Origin of the sequence: Dolomitihabitans soli, assembly GCF_022213955.1 — a bacterium.
Lineage (GTDB): Bacteria > Actinomycetota > Actinomycetes > Streptosporangiales > Streptosporangiaceae > Streptosporangium_A > Streptosporangium_A soli.
The window spans coordinates 106,150-123,812 of record NZ_JAKNTW010000017.1; the positions used below are offsets into that span (position 1 = coordinate 106,150).

General features: G+C 72.0%; 16 protein-coding genes. 7 read left to right on the plus strand and 9 right to left on the minus strand.

What is annotated here, in order from left to right; all coding sequences use genetic code 11:
* Positions 1-88: 88 nt before the first annotated feature.
* From MBA17_RS28645 to MBA17_RS28665, 5 genes are all read right to left on the minus strand, one after another.
* Positions 89-1,315 carry an acyl-CoA reductase gene (locus MBA17_RS28645; RefSeq protein ID WP_238499710.1) on the minus strand — a complete coding sequence of 409 codons (1,227 nt, stop codon included), beginning with the start codon at positions 1,313-1,315 and terminating at the stop codon, positions 89-91.
* Positions 1,316-1,601: 286 nt separating this feature from the next.
* Positions 1,602-2,642 carry a LuxE/PaaK family acyltransferase gene (locus MBA17_RS28650; protein ID WP_238499711.1) on the minus strand — a complete coding sequence of 347 codons (1,041 nt, stop codon included), beginning with the start codon at positions 2,640-2,642 and terminating at the stop codon, positions 1,602-1,604.
* On the minus strand, positions 2,639-4,009 hold the full coding sequence (locus MBA17_RS28655; protein ID WP_455432874.1) for an AMP-binding protein: 1,371 nt from the start codon (positions 4,007-4,009) through the stop codon (positions 2,639-2,641). Before MBA17_RS28655 ends, MBA17_RS28650 begins: the two co-directional genes overlap by 4 nt.
* Positions 4,006-4,767: an SDR family NAD(P)-dependent oxidoreductase gene (locus MBA17_RS28660; protein WP_238499713.1), complete on the minus strand. Its 762-nt coding sequence runs from the start codon at positions 4,765-4,767 to the stop codon at positions 4,006-4,008. The genes MBA17_RS28655 and MBA17_RS28660 overlap by 4 nt, the downstream gene beginning before the upstream one ends.
* Positions 4,748-4,993: an acyl carrier protein gene (locus MBA17_RS28665; RefSeq protein ID WP_238499714.1), complete on the minus strand. Its 246-nt coding sequence runs from the start codon at positions 4,991-4,993 to the stop codon at positions 4,748-4,750. Before MBA17_RS28665 ends, MBA17_RS28660 begins: the two co-directional genes overlap by 20 nt.
* Positions 4,994-5,337: 344 nt before the next feature.
* On the opposite strand from MBA17_RS28665, the gene MBA17_RS28670 reads away from it, so the two are divergent.
* From MBA17_RS28670 to MBA17_RS28690, 5 genes are read left to right on the plus strand one after another with little or no spacing between them, the layout of a single operon-like run.
* A complete protein-coding gene (locus MBA17_RS28670) occupies positions 5,338-6,087 on the plus strand; it encodes a hypothetical protein (protein ID WP_238499715.1) in 750 nt (249 codons plus the stop codon).
* Positions 6,084-8,186, plus strand: coding sequence for a hypothetical protein (locus MBA17_RS28675; RefSeq protein ID WP_238499716.1), 2,103 nt, complete (start codon positions 6,084-6,086; stop codon positions 8,184-8,186). The genes MBA17_RS28670 and MBA17_RS28675 overlap by 4 nt, the downstream gene beginning before the upstream one ends.
* Before the next feature lie 5 nt (positions 8,187-8,191).
* A complete protein-coding gene (locus MBA17_RS28680; protein WP_238499752.1) occupies positions 8,192-9,034 on the plus strand; it encodes a class I SAM-dependent methyltransferase in 843 nt (280 codons plus the stop codon).
* A gap of 54 nt (positions 9,035-9,088) precedes the next feature.
* Positions 9,089-10,681, plus strand: coding sequence for a hypothetical protein (locus tag MBA17_RS28685; RefSeq protein ID WP_238499717.1), 1,593 nt, complete (start codon positions 9,089-9,091; stop codon positions 10,679-10,681).
* On the plus strand, positions 10,678-12,033 hold the full coding sequence (locus MBA17_RS28690; RefSeq protein WP_238499718.1) for a hypothetical protein: 1,356 nt from the start codon (positions 10,678-10,680) through the stop codon (positions 12,031-12,033). The genes MBA17_RS28685 and MBA17_RS28690 overlap by 4 nt, the downstream gene beginning before the upstream one ends.
* Positions 12,034-12,149: 116 nt before the next feature.
* On the opposite strand, the gene MBA17_RS28695 is transcribed toward MBA17_RS28690, so the two are convergent.
* Complete coding sequence (locus MBA17_RS28695) at positions 12,150-13,274, minus strand: DegT/DnrJ/EryC1/StrS family aminotransferase (protein WP_238499719.1); 1,125 nt, start codon at positions 13,272-13,274, stop codon at positions 12,150-12,152.
* Complete coding sequence (gene pseB / locus MBA17_RS28700; protein ID WP_238499720.1) at positions 13,274-14,257, minus strand: UDP-N-acetylglucosamine 4,6-dehydratase (inverting); 984 nt, start codon at positions 14,255-14,257, stop codon at positions 13,274-13,276. Before pseB ends, MBA17_RS28695 begins: the two co-directional genes overlap by 1 nt.
* A 106-nt stretch (positions 14,258-14,363) precedes the next feature.
* Here pseB and MBA17_RS28705 point away from each other — a divergent pair, with 106 nt between their 5' ends.
* Together MBA17_RS28705 and MBA17_RS28710 are read left to right on the plus strand one after the other, a co-directional pair.
* On the plus strand, positions 14,364-15,092 hold the full coding sequence (locus tag MBA17_RS28705) for a cytidylyltransferase domain-containing protein (RefSeq protein WP_455432872.1): 729 nt from the start codon (positions 14,364-14,366) through the stop codon (positions 15,090-15,092).
* Entirely contained in the window at positions 15,089-16,045 is a 957-nt protein-coding gene (locus tag MBA17_RS28710; RefSeq protein WP_238499722.1) for a PseG/SpsG family protein, read from the plus strand. Before MBA17_RS28705 ends, MBA17_RS28710 begins: the two co-directional genes overlap by 4 nt.
* Positions 16,046-16,119: 74 nt before the next feature.
* On the opposite strand, the gene pseI is transcribed toward MBA17_RS28710, so the two are convergent.
* Both pseI and pseH read right to left on the minus strand, forming a co-directional pair.
* On the minus strand, positions 16,120-17,163 hold the full coding sequence (gene pseI, locus MBA17_RS28715; RefSeq protein WP_238499723.1) for a pseudaminic acid synthase: 1,044 nt from the start codon (positions 17,161-17,163) through the stop codon (positions 16,120-16,122).
* Positions 17,160-17,660, minus strand: a complete 501-nt coding sequence (gene pseH, locus MBA17_RS28720; protein ID WP_238499724.1) for a UDP-4-amino-4,6-dideoxy-N-acetyl-beta-L-altrosamine N-acetyltransferase — start codon at positions 17,658-17,660, stop codon at positions 17,160-17,162. Before pseH ends, pseI begins: the two co-directional genes overlap by 4 nt.
* Positions 17,661-17,663: the final 3 nt, after the last annotated feature.

A 17,663-nucleotide genomic window follows, 5' to 3' on the forward strand; every position in this document is an offset into this window, starting at 1 on the left:
GAAGCCGTCGGTCGGAGCGTGTGAGCCGGCGGTTCGGACGCGACCGGTCAGGCGCACGCGGACCGGTTCGCGAGCGGGAGCGGGCCGGTCAGGTGGAGATGGTCACCAGGCGGGTGAACTCCGCCAGCAGGTCGGTGCCGTCCCACACGCCGTTGAAGCTCAGCGCCGACCCGAACGGGACCATCCGGTCCACTCCCCGGCCCGCCAGCGCGCGGGCGAGCGCCTGCAGCTCGGGTACGGCGAAGCCGAAGTGGGTCATCGTCTGGTCCTTGCGCCGCACCACCGCCAGCAGGTCGTGGAGGCTGCCGAGCCGGGCATGGGCGAAGGTGCCCGCGCCCAGCCAGCGGCGCGGCAACCCGGCGGGGTCGGCGAGGTCGAGCATCGTCAGCGCGTTGCCGTGGAAGGCGACCCGGCCCACCGCGCCGTCGGCGGCCAGGCCGTACGCCGCGACCCGCTTCTCCACCGCCATCGCCGCGTCGACCGGCCAGCGGCTCGCGGCCACGGCGGCCAGCCGTCCGGTGAAGTCGGCCATGGCCTCCTCGGCGTGGGACGCGCCCACCCAGAAGATGGCCCGCGGTGAGGCGCAGGCCGCCTGGCCGAACCAGTAGGCGTCGTTGGCGAAGCCCTCGATCGCCCGCTGCCGGGTCTCCTCGGCCGCCGTCAGCCAGGCGGAGATGCTGATCACGGCGAAGGACGAGCGGTCGGGGAAGGTCAGATCCCGCGCGTGCGGCGGCAGCGGATGGCGCCTGACCTCACGGACCGTCGAATCGCCGCCCCACACCACCCGCAGGTCGCACGCCGCGGACAGCCGGGCGGTCACCTCGCCGGAGCGGTCGTAGGAGACGATCCGCTGGGAGTGCGCGACGGCCGGATGGGTGTCGGGCAGGACGTCGAGCAGGACGTCGAGGACCGTGAGCGCGGCGGCCCCCGAGCGGGGCGACAGCCGTACGACGTTGTGGTTGCCGACGAGGGCGGACAGCGCCCAGGAGTAGACGAAGACGGTGTCGACGTTGGCGGGCGGGATGTGGAAGACCAGGCCGCGCGGCACCCTCAGGTGGTTCTCCGCGTCGGGGCGCAGCCGGTCGAGCGCGCGGGAGACCTCGCCCCTGCGCAGGAAGAAGCCGAGCGCGGCCAGTTCGGGGTGGCGGCGCGCGACGTTCGGCGCGATCAGGCGACGGGCCACGGCCTCGAGGAAGCCGCGGACCCGCTCGTCGCCCACCGCGAGCGGCCCGTCGGGCGGTTCGGCGCGGGACTCGGTCACCATCGTCTCGACCCCGACCGGCGGCCCGGCGGGAAACCTCGACTCCACGATCACGCCGTCCCCCTGAAGTGTCGTGCGGACCGGCCGCCGTGCCCTGCCGCCGCCGTCTCCCGGCTCACGCCGCTGCCCCGAAGCCTCGCCCGGAGCGGCGGTCGCGCCCGGGTTCTGTCGCCGTCGCCTTCGCGTGCACGGTGTCCGGGAGGAAGGGCCGTGTGGAGTGATGCTCGGGCTCCACCGCGGTCGTGCCCGGGTTCTGTCGCCGTCGGCTTCGCGTGCACGAGGCCTGGGTGGAAGGGCCGTGTGGAGTGGTGCTCGGGCTCCACCGCTGTCGGCTCCGTGGTCACGCCGCCTCCCGGAAGGTGTCGCTGCAGCCGCGGGACTCCGCCTGGGGCAGCCGGCCGAGCACCGAGAAGCGCTTGCCCGGCCACGTGCCGTCGTCGACGCCGTGCACGACGCCGAGGTCCTCGGTGAGCAGCAGGTGCCCGGGATACGAGGTGGGGAGCGTGCTGACCACTTCGATCAGGCCGGGTGTGCCGGTCGGCGTCTCCAGCCAGGTCTCCGGATCCCTGATCACCACGTCGGCGAAGTCGGGGCAGTAGAGCCCGTCGCCGGCGGGGCCTTCGAGGAAGGTCGTGCCGATCTGCTCGACCATCCCGTAGAAGTCGTGGATCCGGGTCAGCCCGGTGTCGGCGGCGAACCTCCGGCGGTACTCCTCGTTGACCACCGCCTCCCCGGCCATCCGCTTCCAGCCGCCGGAGTGGATCAGGATGCCGTTCGAGAGGTCGAGGCCGTGCTCACGAGCGGGCTCGTAGAGGTAGCGCCAGGTCATGAACGTGAACCCGAAGACGAGGTACGGCTCGCCGCCGTGCCGGGACAGGAAGGCACTGATCGCCGCCACGTCGGGAACACCCTCCTCGTCGAGGACGAAGACGTGCTCGCGCCCGAAGTTCATCATGCCGAGCACCCCGGCGCCGCGCGCGCTGAGCGTCGGATCGCGGACCACCGACCGGCTGTCGACCACCAGCATCGGCAGCCGCCGCTCACCGAGCACGACCCGTAGCGTCGCCGCGAGCATCTTGGGCTGCGCGGCGGCGGCGGCCCGGTCGAGATGGATCCGGCTGGACCGGTTCCCCGTGGTCCCGCTGGACGTCAGCACCCGGAACACCTCGTCGTCGGGGATGCTCTTCAGCTCATGCGTCTTGAACAGCCGGACCGGCAGCCACGGCAGCTCCGCCACCGAGTCGTACGGCGGCGCGGAGCCGATCGCGTCGAGGATGCGGCGGTAGGGCAGGCAGCAGAGGCGGTGGTGCTCGGTGAGCGCGGCCAGCTCGGGCAGCAGCCTGGCCTCCTTGACCGGCTGGGGAAAGGTGAACAGGCTCATTCGCGTGCCTCCAGCGAGCGGTAGTCGACCTTGCCGGTGCCGAGCAGCGGCAGCCGGTCGATGCCTCTGACGTCGAAGCCGCTCCAGTGCACGTTGAGGCGGGTGGCCAGGTCGTGGGCCAGCTCCCGGCAGGCGATCTCGCCGGTGCCCTCGGCCCAGACGACGATCCGGTCGTCGTCGCCGCTGACGGCGGCGACGGGGCCGTGCCCGCGCAGCAGCCGCTCGATGTCGTCGAGGTTCACCCGGATGCCGAAGACCTTCGCGATGCGCTTGAGCCTGCCGTCGAGATAGAGGTAGCCCTCGTCGTCGAGGTGGCCGAGGTCGCCGGTGCGCAGCACGCCGCCGAGGTCGTCGCCCCGCTCCAGATCGAGGGCGTTCTCCGCGTAGCCCATCATCACGTTGGGGCCCCGGTAGACGACCTCGCCGCCGTCGACGGACAACTCCCCGCCGGGGATCGCGCGCCCGACCGAGGTGAGCTTCTCCGCCAGCCGTTCCGGCGGCAACACCGCGATCCGCGGCGCCTCGGTCATGCCGTACATCTTGACCAGGTGTCCGCCGGTGCCGGCCATCCGGGCCGCGAAGTCGGTGATCAGCTCGGTGCGCAGCCTGGCGCCGGACTGGGTGATCATGCGCAGCTTGGGGTGCGCGGCCGGGTCGAAGCGCAGCCGGCGCAACATCTCGAACTGGTACGGCACGGCGGCGAGGGAGGTCGCGCCGCAGGAGTCGACCAGTGCCCAGAACGACCGGGCGAGCAGTCCGTCGCCGGTGACCAGGACGCCCGCGCCCGCGGTGAGATGGCAGTTGAGCGTGGTCAGGCCGTAGGTGTAGTGCAGCGGGAGGGTGGTGGGCCACAGGTCGCCCGGCGTGATCCGCAGTGCCTGGGCGACGGCTCTGGCGTTGGCCAGCACGGCGCGGGCGGCGAGCCGTACGAGCTTGGGGTTGCCGGTGGAGCCCGAGGTGGTGAGCAGGACCGACAACTCGGAGTGGGGGATCGGCGCGCCCCAGCGGGTCCAGCATTCGCCCGGCGGGTATCCGGCCGGCAGGTAGCGGCTCGGCAGGTATTCGCTCGGCGCGTCGGCTCCGGCGGGAGGCGCGGCCACGATGGCGGGGGCGAAGCGCGTGATGAGGTCGAGCAGTGTCGCGACCGGGATGGACGGGTCGAGCAGGGCGATCGGGCGGCCGGTGGCCAGCGCGGCGAGGTAGCGGATGACCGCGGAGGTCTCGGCGGGCATCGGGCTGAAGAGCAGCCCGGGCGGCAACGCGGCGAGGTGTTCGGCGGCCGCGTCGATCCGGGAGGTCAGGGCGGCGCCTGACAGCTCCTCGCCGGAGGGGCCGTCGATCAGCCGCGCGTCGGGATGGGGGATCAGAGGATCACCCCGCCGTCGACTCCCAGGACCTGCCCGGTGATGAAGCCGGCGTCGCCGGACAGCAGGAAGGCCACCGCGGCGGCGATGTCACCGGGCTCGGCGAGCCGGCCCAGCGGGGTCGCTCGCACCCGTTCGGCGCGGCCGTCCTCGTCGAGCGAGGCGAGCATGTCGGTCTCGACGAAACCGGGGGCCACCGCGTTGACCCTGATGCCCGCAGGGCCGAGCTCCTTGGCCGCCGACCTGGTCAGGCCGAGGACCGCCGCCTTCGTGGCGCCGTAGACGGCCTGACCGGTCGAGCCCCTGGTGGCCATGACGGAGGAGAGGAAGACGACCGCGGGCGCCACGCCCCGGCGCAGCAGGCTCGCCGCCGACTGCAGGGTGTGGGTCGCGCCGATCGCGTTGACCTGGAACAGCCGCTCGACGGTCTCGCTGCCCATCATGCCGATCATCGCCGCCGCATGGATGCCGGCGTTGACGACGAGCGAGTCGAGCCGCCGGTGCCGCCGGTGGATCTCGCGCATCATGTCCGCGACGGCGGCCGGGTCGGCGACGTCGCCGTGCACGGCGTCGGTCTTGGCTCCGGTGTCGCGGGTGAGGGCGGACGCCGCCGCGGCGGCGGACTCGTAGGTGCGGCCGTGCAGGACGACGGTGTGACCGCCGAGCGCGAGCCTGCGGGCGACGGCGTTGCCGATGCCCCTGGACGAGCCGGTGACCAGGCTGACGCGAGCCTCGACGGGCTCAGCCGCTGACGACGGCACCGTGCTTCTCCAGCAACGCCACGGCCTTCGCGAACGAGCTCATGTCGAGCACGTCGTCGGTGTCGATCATGACGTCGAACTCCTCCTCGATCGCCGCGATCAGCGACATGTGCGCGAGGGAGTCCCACTGGGGGACCGAACGGTATTCGAGCGCGTCCACGCGCGCGTCCGGCGCAAGGCCCAGCGCGCCGCGGAAGACGGTGCTCAGGCGGTCGAGGTGCTCCATGCTGCCTCACAGTTCGTATTGAAGTATCCACGGAGTGTAGCTGGGATGGTTCGCGGCCGCGCGAGGTTCCGCCGCGGCGCGTGGCCACGCCGAAATCCGGGCCCGCTCGGCTAGTGTGACTTCATGTGTTCAGATGATTACTCAAGGTAATGGAAGGGTATAGGGCGGCGCGTGTGACGGGGATGGGTGCCAATGTCGTCGGCGGGGGCCGCGTTCATGGTGCGGCGATGCGTGCGTGCTGAGGGGGTGCGATGGACGAGTCCAACCATTGGTATGGGCATTCGCGGATTTTCGCCAGATATTGCGGATTTGGAGCGGAAAACGCGCTGAGAATCCAGGGTTTCGTGCAGCACGGGTGGAACTATCTGCACGGCTACGCGCCCAACGACGCCTGGTGCACGCCTGGATACCCGCGCTTCGTGTGGTCGGAGGTGCTGGCCCGTCGTGGCTGGTCGATGGGTCGCAGGGGGCACTACGTGATCGGTTCCCCGTGGGCCTACCTCCTGGCGATGGAGCCCGCGCAGGCCGAGGTCCCCGAGCGGGCCGGCACGATCTGGTACCCCTTCCACGGCTGGGAGAAGCACGCCGTTCGCGGTGATCACGCGCGCTTGGTGGACGAGATCAGGGGCGTCGAGAAAGGCCCGGTTACCGTGTGCCTTTATTGGCTGGAATATCGCGATCCCGAAATTCGGAAATGGTATGAAAGGGCGGGGTTTCGGGTGATTTGTCATGGGGATCGGGGGTCTCGCTGGGACGGGCGGGGGAGCGGCTTCCTGTCCAAGCAGCTGGGCGAGCTCCGCCGGCACCGGCGCGTGGCCTCCAACCGCCTCAGCAGCGCCATCCTCTACGGCGCCTCCGTCGGCTGCGACGTGGCCGTGTACGGCGACCCGATGACCCTGGAGGAGGAACGGCCCGAGTACGGCGGGACCGAGCGCAGGCTCCGCATGTGGCCCGAACTGCACGGGACCGAGATCGACTCGACCGCCGCACGCGAGGTCGCCGCCTACGAACTCGGGTTCGCGCATCTCGCCGGGCCGGAGGAGCTACGGGTCCTGTTCGGCTGGGCCGACACGCGCCGGGGCAGGTGCGCGTGAACGAGGCGGAAAGCCACATCCCGCCGACGCGCGGCTCGCACAGCCCAGGCGCGCCGTCGGGTGGCGCCCGGACGGAGGGTGCGCGGAGCGGTGGTGTCAGCGGCCGGGTCGTGGCGGCGGGTGCGGAGGACCGGGCCGGGCCGGCGGTGGGCGCGGAGTCGCAGGCGATGCCGGAGAATCTGCGGCTGGTCGGCGGCGAGATGCTGCTCTGGTCCGACGAGCCCGTCCGCGCCGATGGTCGTGACGATTCGGGTGGCGCGGTCCTGCGGGAGCTGGTCGGGCGCGCGGTGCCCGCCCCCGGCAGGGTGCTGCTGGTCGGGCCGCATCCCGAGGGGTTCGTCGAGTGGCTGGCCGGCCGGGCGAGGTCCGTCGCCGTCGCGCTCAGGTCGTTCCCGGACGCCCGCAGGCTCGCCGCGCGGCACGCCGGCCACGATGGGGTCACCGTCTACTGCGGTCGCCTGGAGAAGCTTTCCGCAACGCAGCCGTACGACGTGGTGCTGGCTCTCGACGGATTCGAGCGGGTCCACTCGGCGGAGTCGCCCGACCATCCGTGGCGGGACACCCTGGCCGAGGTCGTGAGGCTCGTCGCGGCAGGCGGCACCCTGATCCTTTCGGCCCGCAACGAGCTGGGCGTCCAGGCGTTCGCCGAGGCCAAGCCGTACGAGCGGGCCGACGGCGACTGGTTCCCCGGCGGGCTCGACCAGACGCATCCCAGCGGTCACGAGGCGATCGGCGGCGAGCTGGCGTCGCACGGGTTCGGCGTCGAGCGCTGTTACGCGGGGTTCCCCACGGCACGCGCTCCGCAGGCCCTGCTCGCCGTCGAGGCGCTGGACTCGGCGGCCGCCCTGCCCGACGCGATCACGGCGGTGGCGTGCGCGAGGACGCACGGGGGCAGGCCGTTGCTGGCCGACCCGGGGCAGCTCGCCAGGAAGATGTTCAGGCACGGCCTGGCCGGTCGGCTCGCACCCGTGTGGGTGACGGTGGCCGGCCGCCACGGCGACCCGCCGGTCGCGGCCCGCACGGCGGACGGACCGCAGGTCATGGGCGGTGACGTGGGCGGCGCGGGCGGGTCGCCGGCTGCGGAAGCTGACGTGGGCGGGTCGCCGGTCGCCGAAGGCGGAGTGCGCGGGTGGCCGGTCGCGGAAGGCGGCGCGGGCGGGTGGCCGGTTGCGGAAGCTGACGTGGGCGGGTGGCCGGTCGCGGAAGGTGACGGTGTGGGCGGGGCGTTGCCGGACGCGCTGGTCGCGGGCGGCATGTGCGCGGGGGCCTGGGCGGTGGTGCACGAGGTGTCCCGCGGCCCGGCGGGCGAGTGGGTGCGCGACGTCCCCGCCGCGACGGCGACGCTGGTCCGCGATCGTGTACGGCGGGAGCCCCGCGCGCTGGCCGGACCCGTGCCCCGGGGCGCCCTGCTGGACGATCTGCTGCTCACCGCGTGTGCATTCGACGACGTCCGCCAGATCAGGGAGACGTTGCGGCACCTCGTGCGGTGGCTGGAGAGCCGGGCGGAGGGCGAGTCGCTGCCGGGCGAGCTGGTCTTCGCCACCACCGACAACCTGGTCAGCGAAGGCGACGATCTAGCGCTGATCGATCCGAGCTGGTCACTGGCCGAGCCCGTGCCGTTCGACGTGGCGCTCACCAGGATCCTGTGGCGCTTCGCCGTACGCCTGCTGAGCTCGGGGCAGCACCATCCCTGGCCGTGGACCATGGAGCCCGACCGGCTGGCTGTGACCCTCCTCGCCGTCTGCGGCAGGCCCTTCGACCGGGAGTGCCTCGACCGGGCGAAGGAGCTGGAGGAGGAGTTGGCCGTGACGCTCGGGGCGGGGACGCCCGGCGGCGGTGTGGAGGCGCCGGAGAGCTACCGGGAGGTGCTCGCCGTACGGGACAGGCTGCGTGACGCGGTGCTCGCCTACCAGGCGCGGATCGACCGTCTGGAGGCGAGGCTCACCCGCCGGGAGCGGGAGCTGCGCAAGGCCCGCAACAAGCTCAGGAACGTCAAGAAGTCCGCAAGCCGGACGACGCGGCCGCCACGGATCGCCGCGCGGCTGCTGCGGCTGCTGCGGGGCCGCCGCGAACTCAGAGAAAGGATGGAGATTCCTTGACCACCATGCCCTCGGCTCCGTGGACGCTTGACGGCGTCCCCGGTCTGCTCGACGAGACGGACACCCGTGTCCTCGACTGGTCGCTCGGCTACCAGTCCCGCTTCGGAATCAGGGGTGACCTGCTCGAACTCGGCGCCTATGTCGGGAAGAGCGCCATCCTCATCGGACGGCACCGCCGCGCGGACGAGCGCTTCACCGTGTGCGACCTGTTCGAGTCCGACGACGACGACACGTTGTCCAGGACCGCGTTCGAGGCCAACTACCTGGCCTTCCACGAGCAGCTCCCGGAGATCGTGCAGGGCCACACGGCGCTGATCCGCGACCACGTGGAGCGGAAGTCGTGCCGGTTCGTGCACGTGGACGCCTCAACCCTGTACGACGACGTCAACGACGACCTCGAAGCCGCCAAGGAGCTGCTCGACGGGGAGGGGATCGTCGTCATCGACGGCTACCGGGCGGAGACCTCGCCGGGTGTCGCGGCCGCCGTCTGGGAGGCGGTCGCCATGCACGGACTGCGCCCGATCTACCTGAGCCCGCAGAAGTTCTACGGCACCTGGGGCGATCCGGGACCGATGCAGACCGAGCTGGCCGCCTGGCTGGCCACCGACTCCGAGGACTGGACGGTCCTCGAGCAGTCGATCGCCGGCCGGCGGGTCATCGGCCTGTGTCACCTCTCGACGTTGCCCAGCCAGACTCTGCCGCTTCCCGAATGCCAGACCTTCGCCCCCTCGTGGACGGAGAAGACGCCGCCGCGCAGGAGACGCAAGAAAAAGAAGAAGACGCTCAGTCGTCGCCTGGCACGGAAGCTACGCATGGGTCTGGCCAAGGCGATCGGACGCAGCCGTTGAATCGGGGATGAACAAGTGCATCTGGTCGGCAACAGGTCCCAATTCGATCGTTTGTTGGAGACCGTCGAAACGTACTGGGAACACCGTCTCCCCGCTCCGGCGGGGAACGCGTGCGTCATCGTGGAGGTGCTCCACCAGGACATCAGGGTGGCGCTGCGGAACCTCACGGTCGCCAACGCGATCCGCCGGGTCGTCCCCGCCAGGCTGGTGGTCGTCACCGGCACGGACCGGCAGTGGAGTGAGGCGCTCTGGCAGGAGTTCGACGTCGACTGCGTCCGGTCGCTCGCGAGGGCCTTCGGCGCGTCCGAGGTCGTCAACGTGCACGAGGCGGCCACCCGGTGGACCGGCGGGCTCACTCGCCCCTTCCCGCCGAGCGGCGTTCCCCCGATCGACCCGGGCACCCTCGACGCGTTCGTGAACGCCACCGTGTGCCGGCTGGATCTCGTGCCCCGCCTGGCGCCCGGTTATGAGAACGATCCCGGCTACCGGTCGCGGCACCGTCGCGGTTCGGCCTTCTCCGCCGTCTACGACGAGGTGTTCGACGGGGTGGACCCGGTCGCGTTGGTGACCAGCCACGTCGACTACGACCAGTGGGGGCTGGCCGTGGAGTCGGCCATGCGCAGGGACGTCCCGGTCGTGCACGTGCAGAGCACCGGCTCGCTGAAGGCGTACGCCCTGTTCCCCCACAAGAGGGTCGGCGGCCTGAGCTACCGGGCCGAGCTGACCAAGCAGATCGGTGAGTACTTCGACCGGGTCATCTGGCCGAACAGGGACCTCATCCGGCCGGCCGCCGAGCTGGTCGCGCTGCGCGCCAAGGAGAATCTGGGGCGGCCCAGCTGGTGGCGCGCGGGCGCGTTCGTGGCGTCCGAGGTGCGCAACGAGGTGGAGCGCGGCCAGGTGCGCGCGCACGGCCTGGCCCGGCTGGGGCTCGACCCGGCCCGCCCGGTCGTCACCGTGTTCAACCACGCCATCTCCGACGCGCTCGGCTCCAACCACGAGATCTTCGACGACCTGGCGCACTGGTTCGAGTCGACCGCCCGGCACGCGGCGGACGACACCTCCGCGAGCTGGGTCTTCCTCGACCATCCCAGCCAGTTCAGATACGACTCCACCGGGTTCTTCCCGGCCATCGCGGAACGCTACTCCCACCTCCCGCACCTGGTCTTCGGGCAGAGCGTGTCGATCTCGAAGAACATGCTCTGGAGCATCACCGACGTAGGGGTGACCGTACGAGGGAGCGTGAGCAACGAGCTGCCCGCCTACGGCATCCCCGTCATCCAGGCGGGCTGGTCGGAGTGGAGTTCGTGCGGTCTCTCGTTCGTCGCGGAGAACCGCGAGTCCTACTGGAACCTGCTGGACGAGGCGATCGCGAAGGCCGCGAAGGGCGGCACGATCCTGGAGGAGGAGCAGCGTGAGCGGGCCAGGCTGTGGCTCTGGCTGTACCGCTCCGCCGCCGACGTCACGACCCCGCTGGTACCCCAGTGGGAGGTCGGCGCGGGCGACGACCTGCTCCGCGCGCTGTTCGTCAACATGAGCCACATCGAGAGTGACGGCGACCCGCTGTTCGCCGCCGTCGAGCGGCTGTGGACCCGCCGTGATCCGTTCCTCACCCGGTTCGATCTGCTGTCTCCGGAGGCTTTGCGATGACTCCACCCATCGGCGCCGGGTTCGGCACCATGTATGACGGGCCGGCCGACGTGCTGGTCCCGCCCGCGGTGGTCGACACCGGCCACACGCCCGGCCTCCAGGTGACCGACCAGGTCTACCGGGGTACCCGCGTGGCCGGGCGGCTGGCCTCCTCGGGGCTCGTCGGGCTGAAGGCGCGGGTCGAGGGGGAGGGGGTCCGGGTCCGGGTCCGCGTCTCCGTCGACGCCAAGTCGGTACGCCAGTGGGACCGGCGGGTCGGCACCCCGGTGGACGCCGGGCAGCTTCCCCGTCTGCTGCTGGTCAGGTCGCAGGGACGGCTGCGGCAGTCGGTCCTCCTGGATCCCCGCTTCGGCGGCCGGCCGCACGCCTGGGCCGTGTTCGACCTCGCCCCGACCGAGGTCCCCGACGACGGCCTGCTCCTGATCGAGCTGCTCGACGCCGCCGACACGCCCTGGGCGTCGCCTGATCTCCTCGCCACGCTCAAGGGCCGGATCGCCCCCTCGGCGGCGACCGGCGTCCGGATCGACCAGATCGAGCTCCTCCCGCTCGACACGCCCACCGACGTCCGGCCCCAGGCGGACGACGCCGACGGTCAGGCGGTCGTCGCCGGTCCCGTCGACGGGCGGACCTGTGAGGCCGCCAACCTGGTCAGCGCGGGCGGGGTGCCGCGCAGGACCAAGCCCGGTCCACGGGTGCTGGACGCGGGGCTGATGGTGGTGAACCCGGGCGGCGGCCCGCTCACCCTCCGCTTCGGCGTGCACAAGGGACGACCGGCCCGCCGGGTCGTCTTCCCGCCACCCGAGTCCGAGGAGGCCACGCCCGAGGACGGGGAGCAGCAGCCGACGCGCGGCGAGAAGGGCCGCCTGCGGCCCGCCGCCGACAAGGACCGTCCCCGCCGATCGAAGGACGGGGAACGTTCGGGCACGGAGAAGGACGACGAGGGCTCAGCCGTGGAGAAGAGCAAGGACCGGCCCCGGGCGGGCGGCGAGAAGGGCCGCAGGCGGTCCGGGGGACGGAAGGGCCGGCGGCGCGGCAGGCGGGGCAGGGCGCTGTGGCGACGCCTGCTGGGCAGGGTGCTGCGCGTCTTCCGGACGATGCGCCGCAAGACGGCCAAGCGGCTCCGCGTGGCCGGAAAGTGGTGGCGGGCGACGCTCCTCCTGCTCCGCCGCGCCGTACCGCCGGAGCCGTGGGTGCTGAGCCTGGCCGATGGCACGGCGGTGCCCGCGACGGTCACCCGGCAGGGGAGCGCCCTCTACCTGGAGATCGCCGTCACGTCCACCGCGCCGCTGCTCGTCGCGACGGAGCCCGGACCGGGCCCCGCTCCGGTCCTGGAATGGGTCAGGTTCAGGTAAGCGTCACGGGTGTGCGCGGCGGGTGGCCTGATCGCCACCCGCCGCGCACGATGTCGTGGCCGGCCGAGCCCCCGCCGGACGGACCCTGTTGAAACGGCTCACCTACGGCGTCACGGTCAGCCGAGGATGCCGCGGAGGAGGTCGATCACGCGGTCCTGGTCGGGTTCGGTCAGGGCCGGGAACAGGGGAAGGGAGAGCTGCTCGGAGTAGTAGGTCTCGGCGTTGGGGCACATGCCCCGGCGGTAGCCGAGGTCGGTGAAGACGGGATGCCAGTAGGCGGGGATGTAGTTGACCTGGACCCCGATGCCCGCCGCGCGCATCCGGTCGTAGACCTCGCGCCTGCGTCCGTCCTGGATACGCACCGGGTACAGATGCCAGACGGGGTCCACGTGGGGACGGCGGACGGGCAGGACCAGGCCGGGCACCCCGGCGAGCAGTGCGTCGTAGCGGGCGGCGAGCGCGGCCCGGCGCGCCTTGAACGCGCCCAGCCGGCTGAGCTGGCTGACCCCGAGCGCGCACAGCACGTCGGGAAGCCGGTAGTTCAGGCCGAACGTGTGCACCTCCTGGTGCCAGCCGCCCTCGTCGGGGGTGCGTTGCTCATCGGGGTCGCGCACCAGGCCGTGGTTCCTGAACGCCGAGGCCGCGCGCAGCCGGGCGCGGTCGGCGACGGCGACGGCGCCGCCCTCGGCCGTCGTCACGGACTTGGTGGGGAAGAAGGAGAACGTGGTGAGGTCGGCGATGGAGCCGACGGGCCTGCCGCGGTAGAGAGAGCCGATCGCGTGGGCCGCGTCGTCGATCAGCACGGCGTCCGCGGCGTCGGTGACCTTCCGCAGGTCGTCGTACTCCGCCGGATGGCCCGCGTAGTCGACGGCGGTGACGGCCCTGGTCCGCGCGGTCACCGCGTCCGCCGCCGCCGCCGGGTCGAGGTTCGCGGTGTCGGGCTCGACGTCGGCGAAGACGGCGCGCGCGCCGAGCAGGTGGGCGGTCGCCGCGGTCGACACGAACGTGATCGGCGAGGTGACCACCTCGTCGCCCCGGCCGATCCCGGCGGCCGCGTAGGCGACGTGCAGCGCCGCCGTCCCCGAGCTGACGCTGACGCAGGGCGAGCCCCCGGCCCACCGCGCCAGCTCACTCTCGAAGGACTGCACGGCCGGCCCGGTGGTGAGCCAGTCGCCGCGCAGCACGGCCGTGACGGCCTCGATGTCGTCCTCGACGACGGAATGCCTGCCGTACGGGAGCATCAGACCTCCACCAGCGACATCGAGCGGAGCTGGTCGACCGACAGCCAGCGCTCGTTGGTGTCGGAGCGGTAGGCGAACCCCTCGGGCAGCACCTCGCCGGTCTGCGGCGGCAGGTATCCCCAGGTGGCGATGGTGGGCTGGACGACGTAGCGGTCGGCGAGGCGCAGCGTGCGGCGGCCGTCGTCGGGCGCGATCATCTCCTCGTGCAGCTTCTCTCCCGGCCGGATGCCGATCTCGTAGGTGGGGCTCTCCGGAGCGAGCGCCTCGGCGAGGTCGGTGACCCGCATGCTGGGGATGCGCGGCACGTAGAGCTCGCCGCCCTGCATCATGTCGAAGGAGTCGACGACGAAGCGGACCGCCTGGTCCAGGGTGATCCAGAAGCGGGTCATCCGCTTGTCGGTGATCGGGATGCTGTTGCCCTCGCGGGCGAGGCGGAGGAAGAACGGCACGACCGACCCCCGGCTGCCCACCACGTTGCCGTAGCGGACGACGGCGAACCGGGTGGGATGGTTGGCCGCGTAGTGGTTGGCGGAGACGAACAGCTTGTCCGCGACGAGCTTGGTCGCGCCGTACAGGTTGATCGGGCTGGACGCCTTGTCGGTGGACAGCGCCACGACTTTGCGCACCTCCGCGTCGATCGCCGCCTCCACGACGTTCTGCGAGCCCGAGACGTTCGTCCTGACGTACTCGAACGGGTTGTACTCGGCGGTGTCGACCTGCTTCAGCGCGGCGGCGTGCACCACGTAGTCGATGCCGTGCATCGCCCGGGTCAGCCGGTCGCGGTCGCGGACGTCGCCGATGAACCAGCGCAGCCGGTCATCCTCCCCGAAGATGTGGCGCGCTTCGTACTGTTTCAGCTCGTCCCTGGAGAAAACGACCAGGCGGCGAGGAGAGAGGACGTCGAGCGCGTGGCGGATGAACGCCTTGCCGAAAGAGCCTGTTCCCCCAGTGATCAAAATCGACGATCCGGTCAGTACACTCACGGGGCCCCCTGCTTTGTGATTACTGGCTGTAGTCGACATAACTGAGCGGGTAGCATAGCGCGACCGCGCATGCACGCACGGTCGGTATGGGGAACGGGGCAATCGGGTGCGCATCATCGGGATTGTTCAAGCACGTATGGGCTCGACGCGGCTGCCGGGCAAGGTCCTTCGCGACCTGTCGGGCCGTACGGTCCTCGGATGGGTGGTCAGGGCCGCCAGGGCCTCCTACGCGCTCGACGATCTGGTGGTCGCGACGAGCACCGACGACGTGGACGAGGCGGTGGCCCGCGAGTGCGCCAGGCTCGGCGTCGCCTGCCACCGGGGGCCCGTGGACGACGTGCTGACCAGGTTCAGCCAGGTGTTGCACGACACGCCCGCCGACGCGGTGATGCGATTCACCGCCGACTGCCCGCTGCTCGACCCCGAAGTGATCCGTGAGGCCGCGCTGGTCTACCGCGCGCTACCCGATCTCGACTACCTCAGTACGGCGCTGCCGTCGACGCTCCCGCGCGGCACCGACGTCGAGATCGTGGGCCGCGCGGCGCTGGAGGAGGCGGACAGGCACGCGGAGACCTACCATCGGACCCACGTCACCTCGTACGTTTACACCCGTCCGGAAAGTTTCCGGATCCTCGGGCTGACTTATCGGCCCTCGGCCGCCGATCTGCGGGTCACCCTCGACACTGAGGACGACTGGCGGCTCATCCACGCGGTCGTCGAAAGTTTCGGTGACGGTCCGCCGTCCGTGCGGACCCTCGTCGAGTGGCTGCGGGCGAGACCGGAGATGGCGGAGATCAACGCGCACGTGCGTCAGAAGGCGTTGCAGGAGGCGTGAAACGGCGTGTCGGGATCCGCTGCGACGCCGGCCCCGCCACCGGGGTCGGCCATCTGGTGCGCTGCGTCGCGCTGGCCGAGGAGCTCCTGGCGCGTGACGACGAAGTGGTCTTCCTGGGCGATCTGGGCGGTCTCCCGTGGGCGGCGGCGCAGCTCGAGCGCAGGGGGTTCCCGCTGATCCCGGCGCGGCAGGCCCCCGAGACGCTGAGCGCGCAGGCCTCGGGCCTCGATCTCGGCGCCATCGTGCTCGACTCGTACGCGCTGCCGGCGGAGACGGGTACGGCGCTGCGGCGGGCGGGGATACCGGTGCTCGCGATCGTCGACGGCGACATCCGCGGCCAGTCCGCCGACCTCTACCTCGACCAGAACCTCGGTGCGGAGGAACGGCACACCGGGCTTCCCGTGCTGGCCGGGGCGCGATATGTCCTGCTCCGCGATGAAGTGCGCCGGTTGTCGGCCACGCCGTCCAGCGGCCGTCCGAACGTGCTGTGCTTCTTCGGCGGCACCGACGCGACCGGCGTCATCCCCCGCTGGGTCGGCGCGCTCGTCGCCACGGCCGTGCCGTTCTCGGCGACGGTGATCAGCCCGTCCGGGCTGGTGCCGCCGCCCGGCCTGCCGATCTCGGTGCTGCCGCCGACCGACGACCTGCCACGCCTGATGGCCACCGCCGACCTGGTGGTCACCGCGGCGGGCACGTCGATCTGGGAGCTGCTCTACCTCGGCGTCCCCACGGCGCTCACCTGGGTGGCGGGCAACCAGCGGGCCGGCTACGAGACGGTGGTCGGCCGTGGGCTCGCCGCCGGTCTCGGCACCGACCCGGAGGCCGCCGTGCCCGTCCTGCGCGAACTGCTCGCCTCCCCGGAGACCCGCCTGTCGTACGGCAAGCGCGGCAGGCAGGTCGTCGACGGCCACGGCCGGGAGCGGGTGGCGGACGCCCTCGCGATGATCAAGTGAGCGGGCCGGCCGGGGCTCGCTGACCGGATCCGGGCCGACGCGGGTATCGCGGTGGCTGGGCCGGTCGCTGCCGGTCAGACGAGATCCCAGGTCAGGGGCGTGCCGACGGTGGCGTCGCGGGTGAAGCGGCGGCCGGTCACCGCGGGCATCGCGTCGGGGTGCAGGCCGCCGGCCGGGCGGATGGACCTGACGTTCCGCTCGGTCACCGGATCTCCGGCGCGCACGTCGGCCACGACGTAGAGGGAGCGGCGGAAGCGCAGGCCCTCGCGTTCGCCCTCGGTCGGCCCGAGCCTGGCCTGCCCGAGCGACTGCCAGGCCCGCTCACTCTCCGTGACGAGCATGGCCAGCTCGGCCGGTTCCAGGGAGAAGGCCGCGTCGACTCCGCCGTCGTCGCGGGCCAAGGTGACGTGCTTCTCGATCAGGCAGGCGCCGAGGGCGACGGCGGCGAGCGCCGCGCCGATCCCGGGCGTGTGGTCCGACAGCCCGACCACGCCGCCGGTGACGCCCTGGAGCAGGGGGAGGGCGCGGAGGTTGCTGTCGGCGGGGGACGCGGGGTAGGCGGCGGTGCAGGCGAGCACGGCGAGCTGCGTGCAGCCCGCCTCCGTGGCCGCCTCGACCGCCGCGTGGATCTCGCCGACGGTGGCCATTCCGGTGGACAGGATCAGCGGTTTGCCGGTGCGCGCCGCGAGCCTGATCAGCGGCAGGTCGACGATCTCGGAGGACGCGATCTTGTAGGCGGGGGCGCCGAGCGACTCCAGCAGGTCGATCGCCGTCGGGTCGAAGGGGGCGGAGAAGGCGATGAGGCCGCGCTCCGCCGCCCGGGTGAAGATCGGCTCGTGCCACTCCCAGGGCGTGTGCGCCTGCTCGTAGAGCCGGTAGAGGTTCTGGCCCGCCCAGAGGCCGTGCCCGTCGCCGATCCGGAAGGCCGGGCCGTCGGCGTCGACGGTGATCGTGTCGGGCCGGTAGGTCTGCAGCTTCAGGGCGTGCGCGCCCGCCGCCGCCACCGCGTCGACGATGGCCAGCGCCCGGCCCAGGTCGCCGTTGTGGTTGCCCGACAGCTCGGCGATGACGAACGGCGGGCGACCGGGGCCGATCGCCCGGCCGGCTATGGAGATCACTGGACTTCCTCCCGGTCGAGCCTGATCCTGACCACCTCGCGGGCGACCCCGTCGACGTCTCTGGTGTAGGTGCCGGCCTCGGTGAAGCCGAACCGCCCGTGCAGCCGCCGTACGGCCTCGTTGGCGGCAAGCACCTCGGCGTACAGCGTGCGCAGGCCGAGCGGGCCGAACGCGTGCTCGATCGCCGCCCGCTCGACGCCGATCCAGGCGGGCAACAGGGCGCCCGCCCGCTCCAGGCCGTCGAGGTCGAGGTAGAAGCCCCAGGAGCCGCTGTGGTCGAGGGTGCCGAGGCCGGTGAAGGTGACCACTCCCGCGGGGGTGCCCTGGTGCTCGTAGACGAGGAGCCTCCTGGCGGGATCGACGCGCAGGTCAGCCCACCAGCGCGCGTGCTCGGCGGGGCGGATCTCGTGGCAGGTGAAACTGGCCGCCCTGACCTTCGGGTGGTTACGCCAGCGGCGCACCGTCTCCAACTCGTGGTCGGCCATCTGTCGCAGCATGAG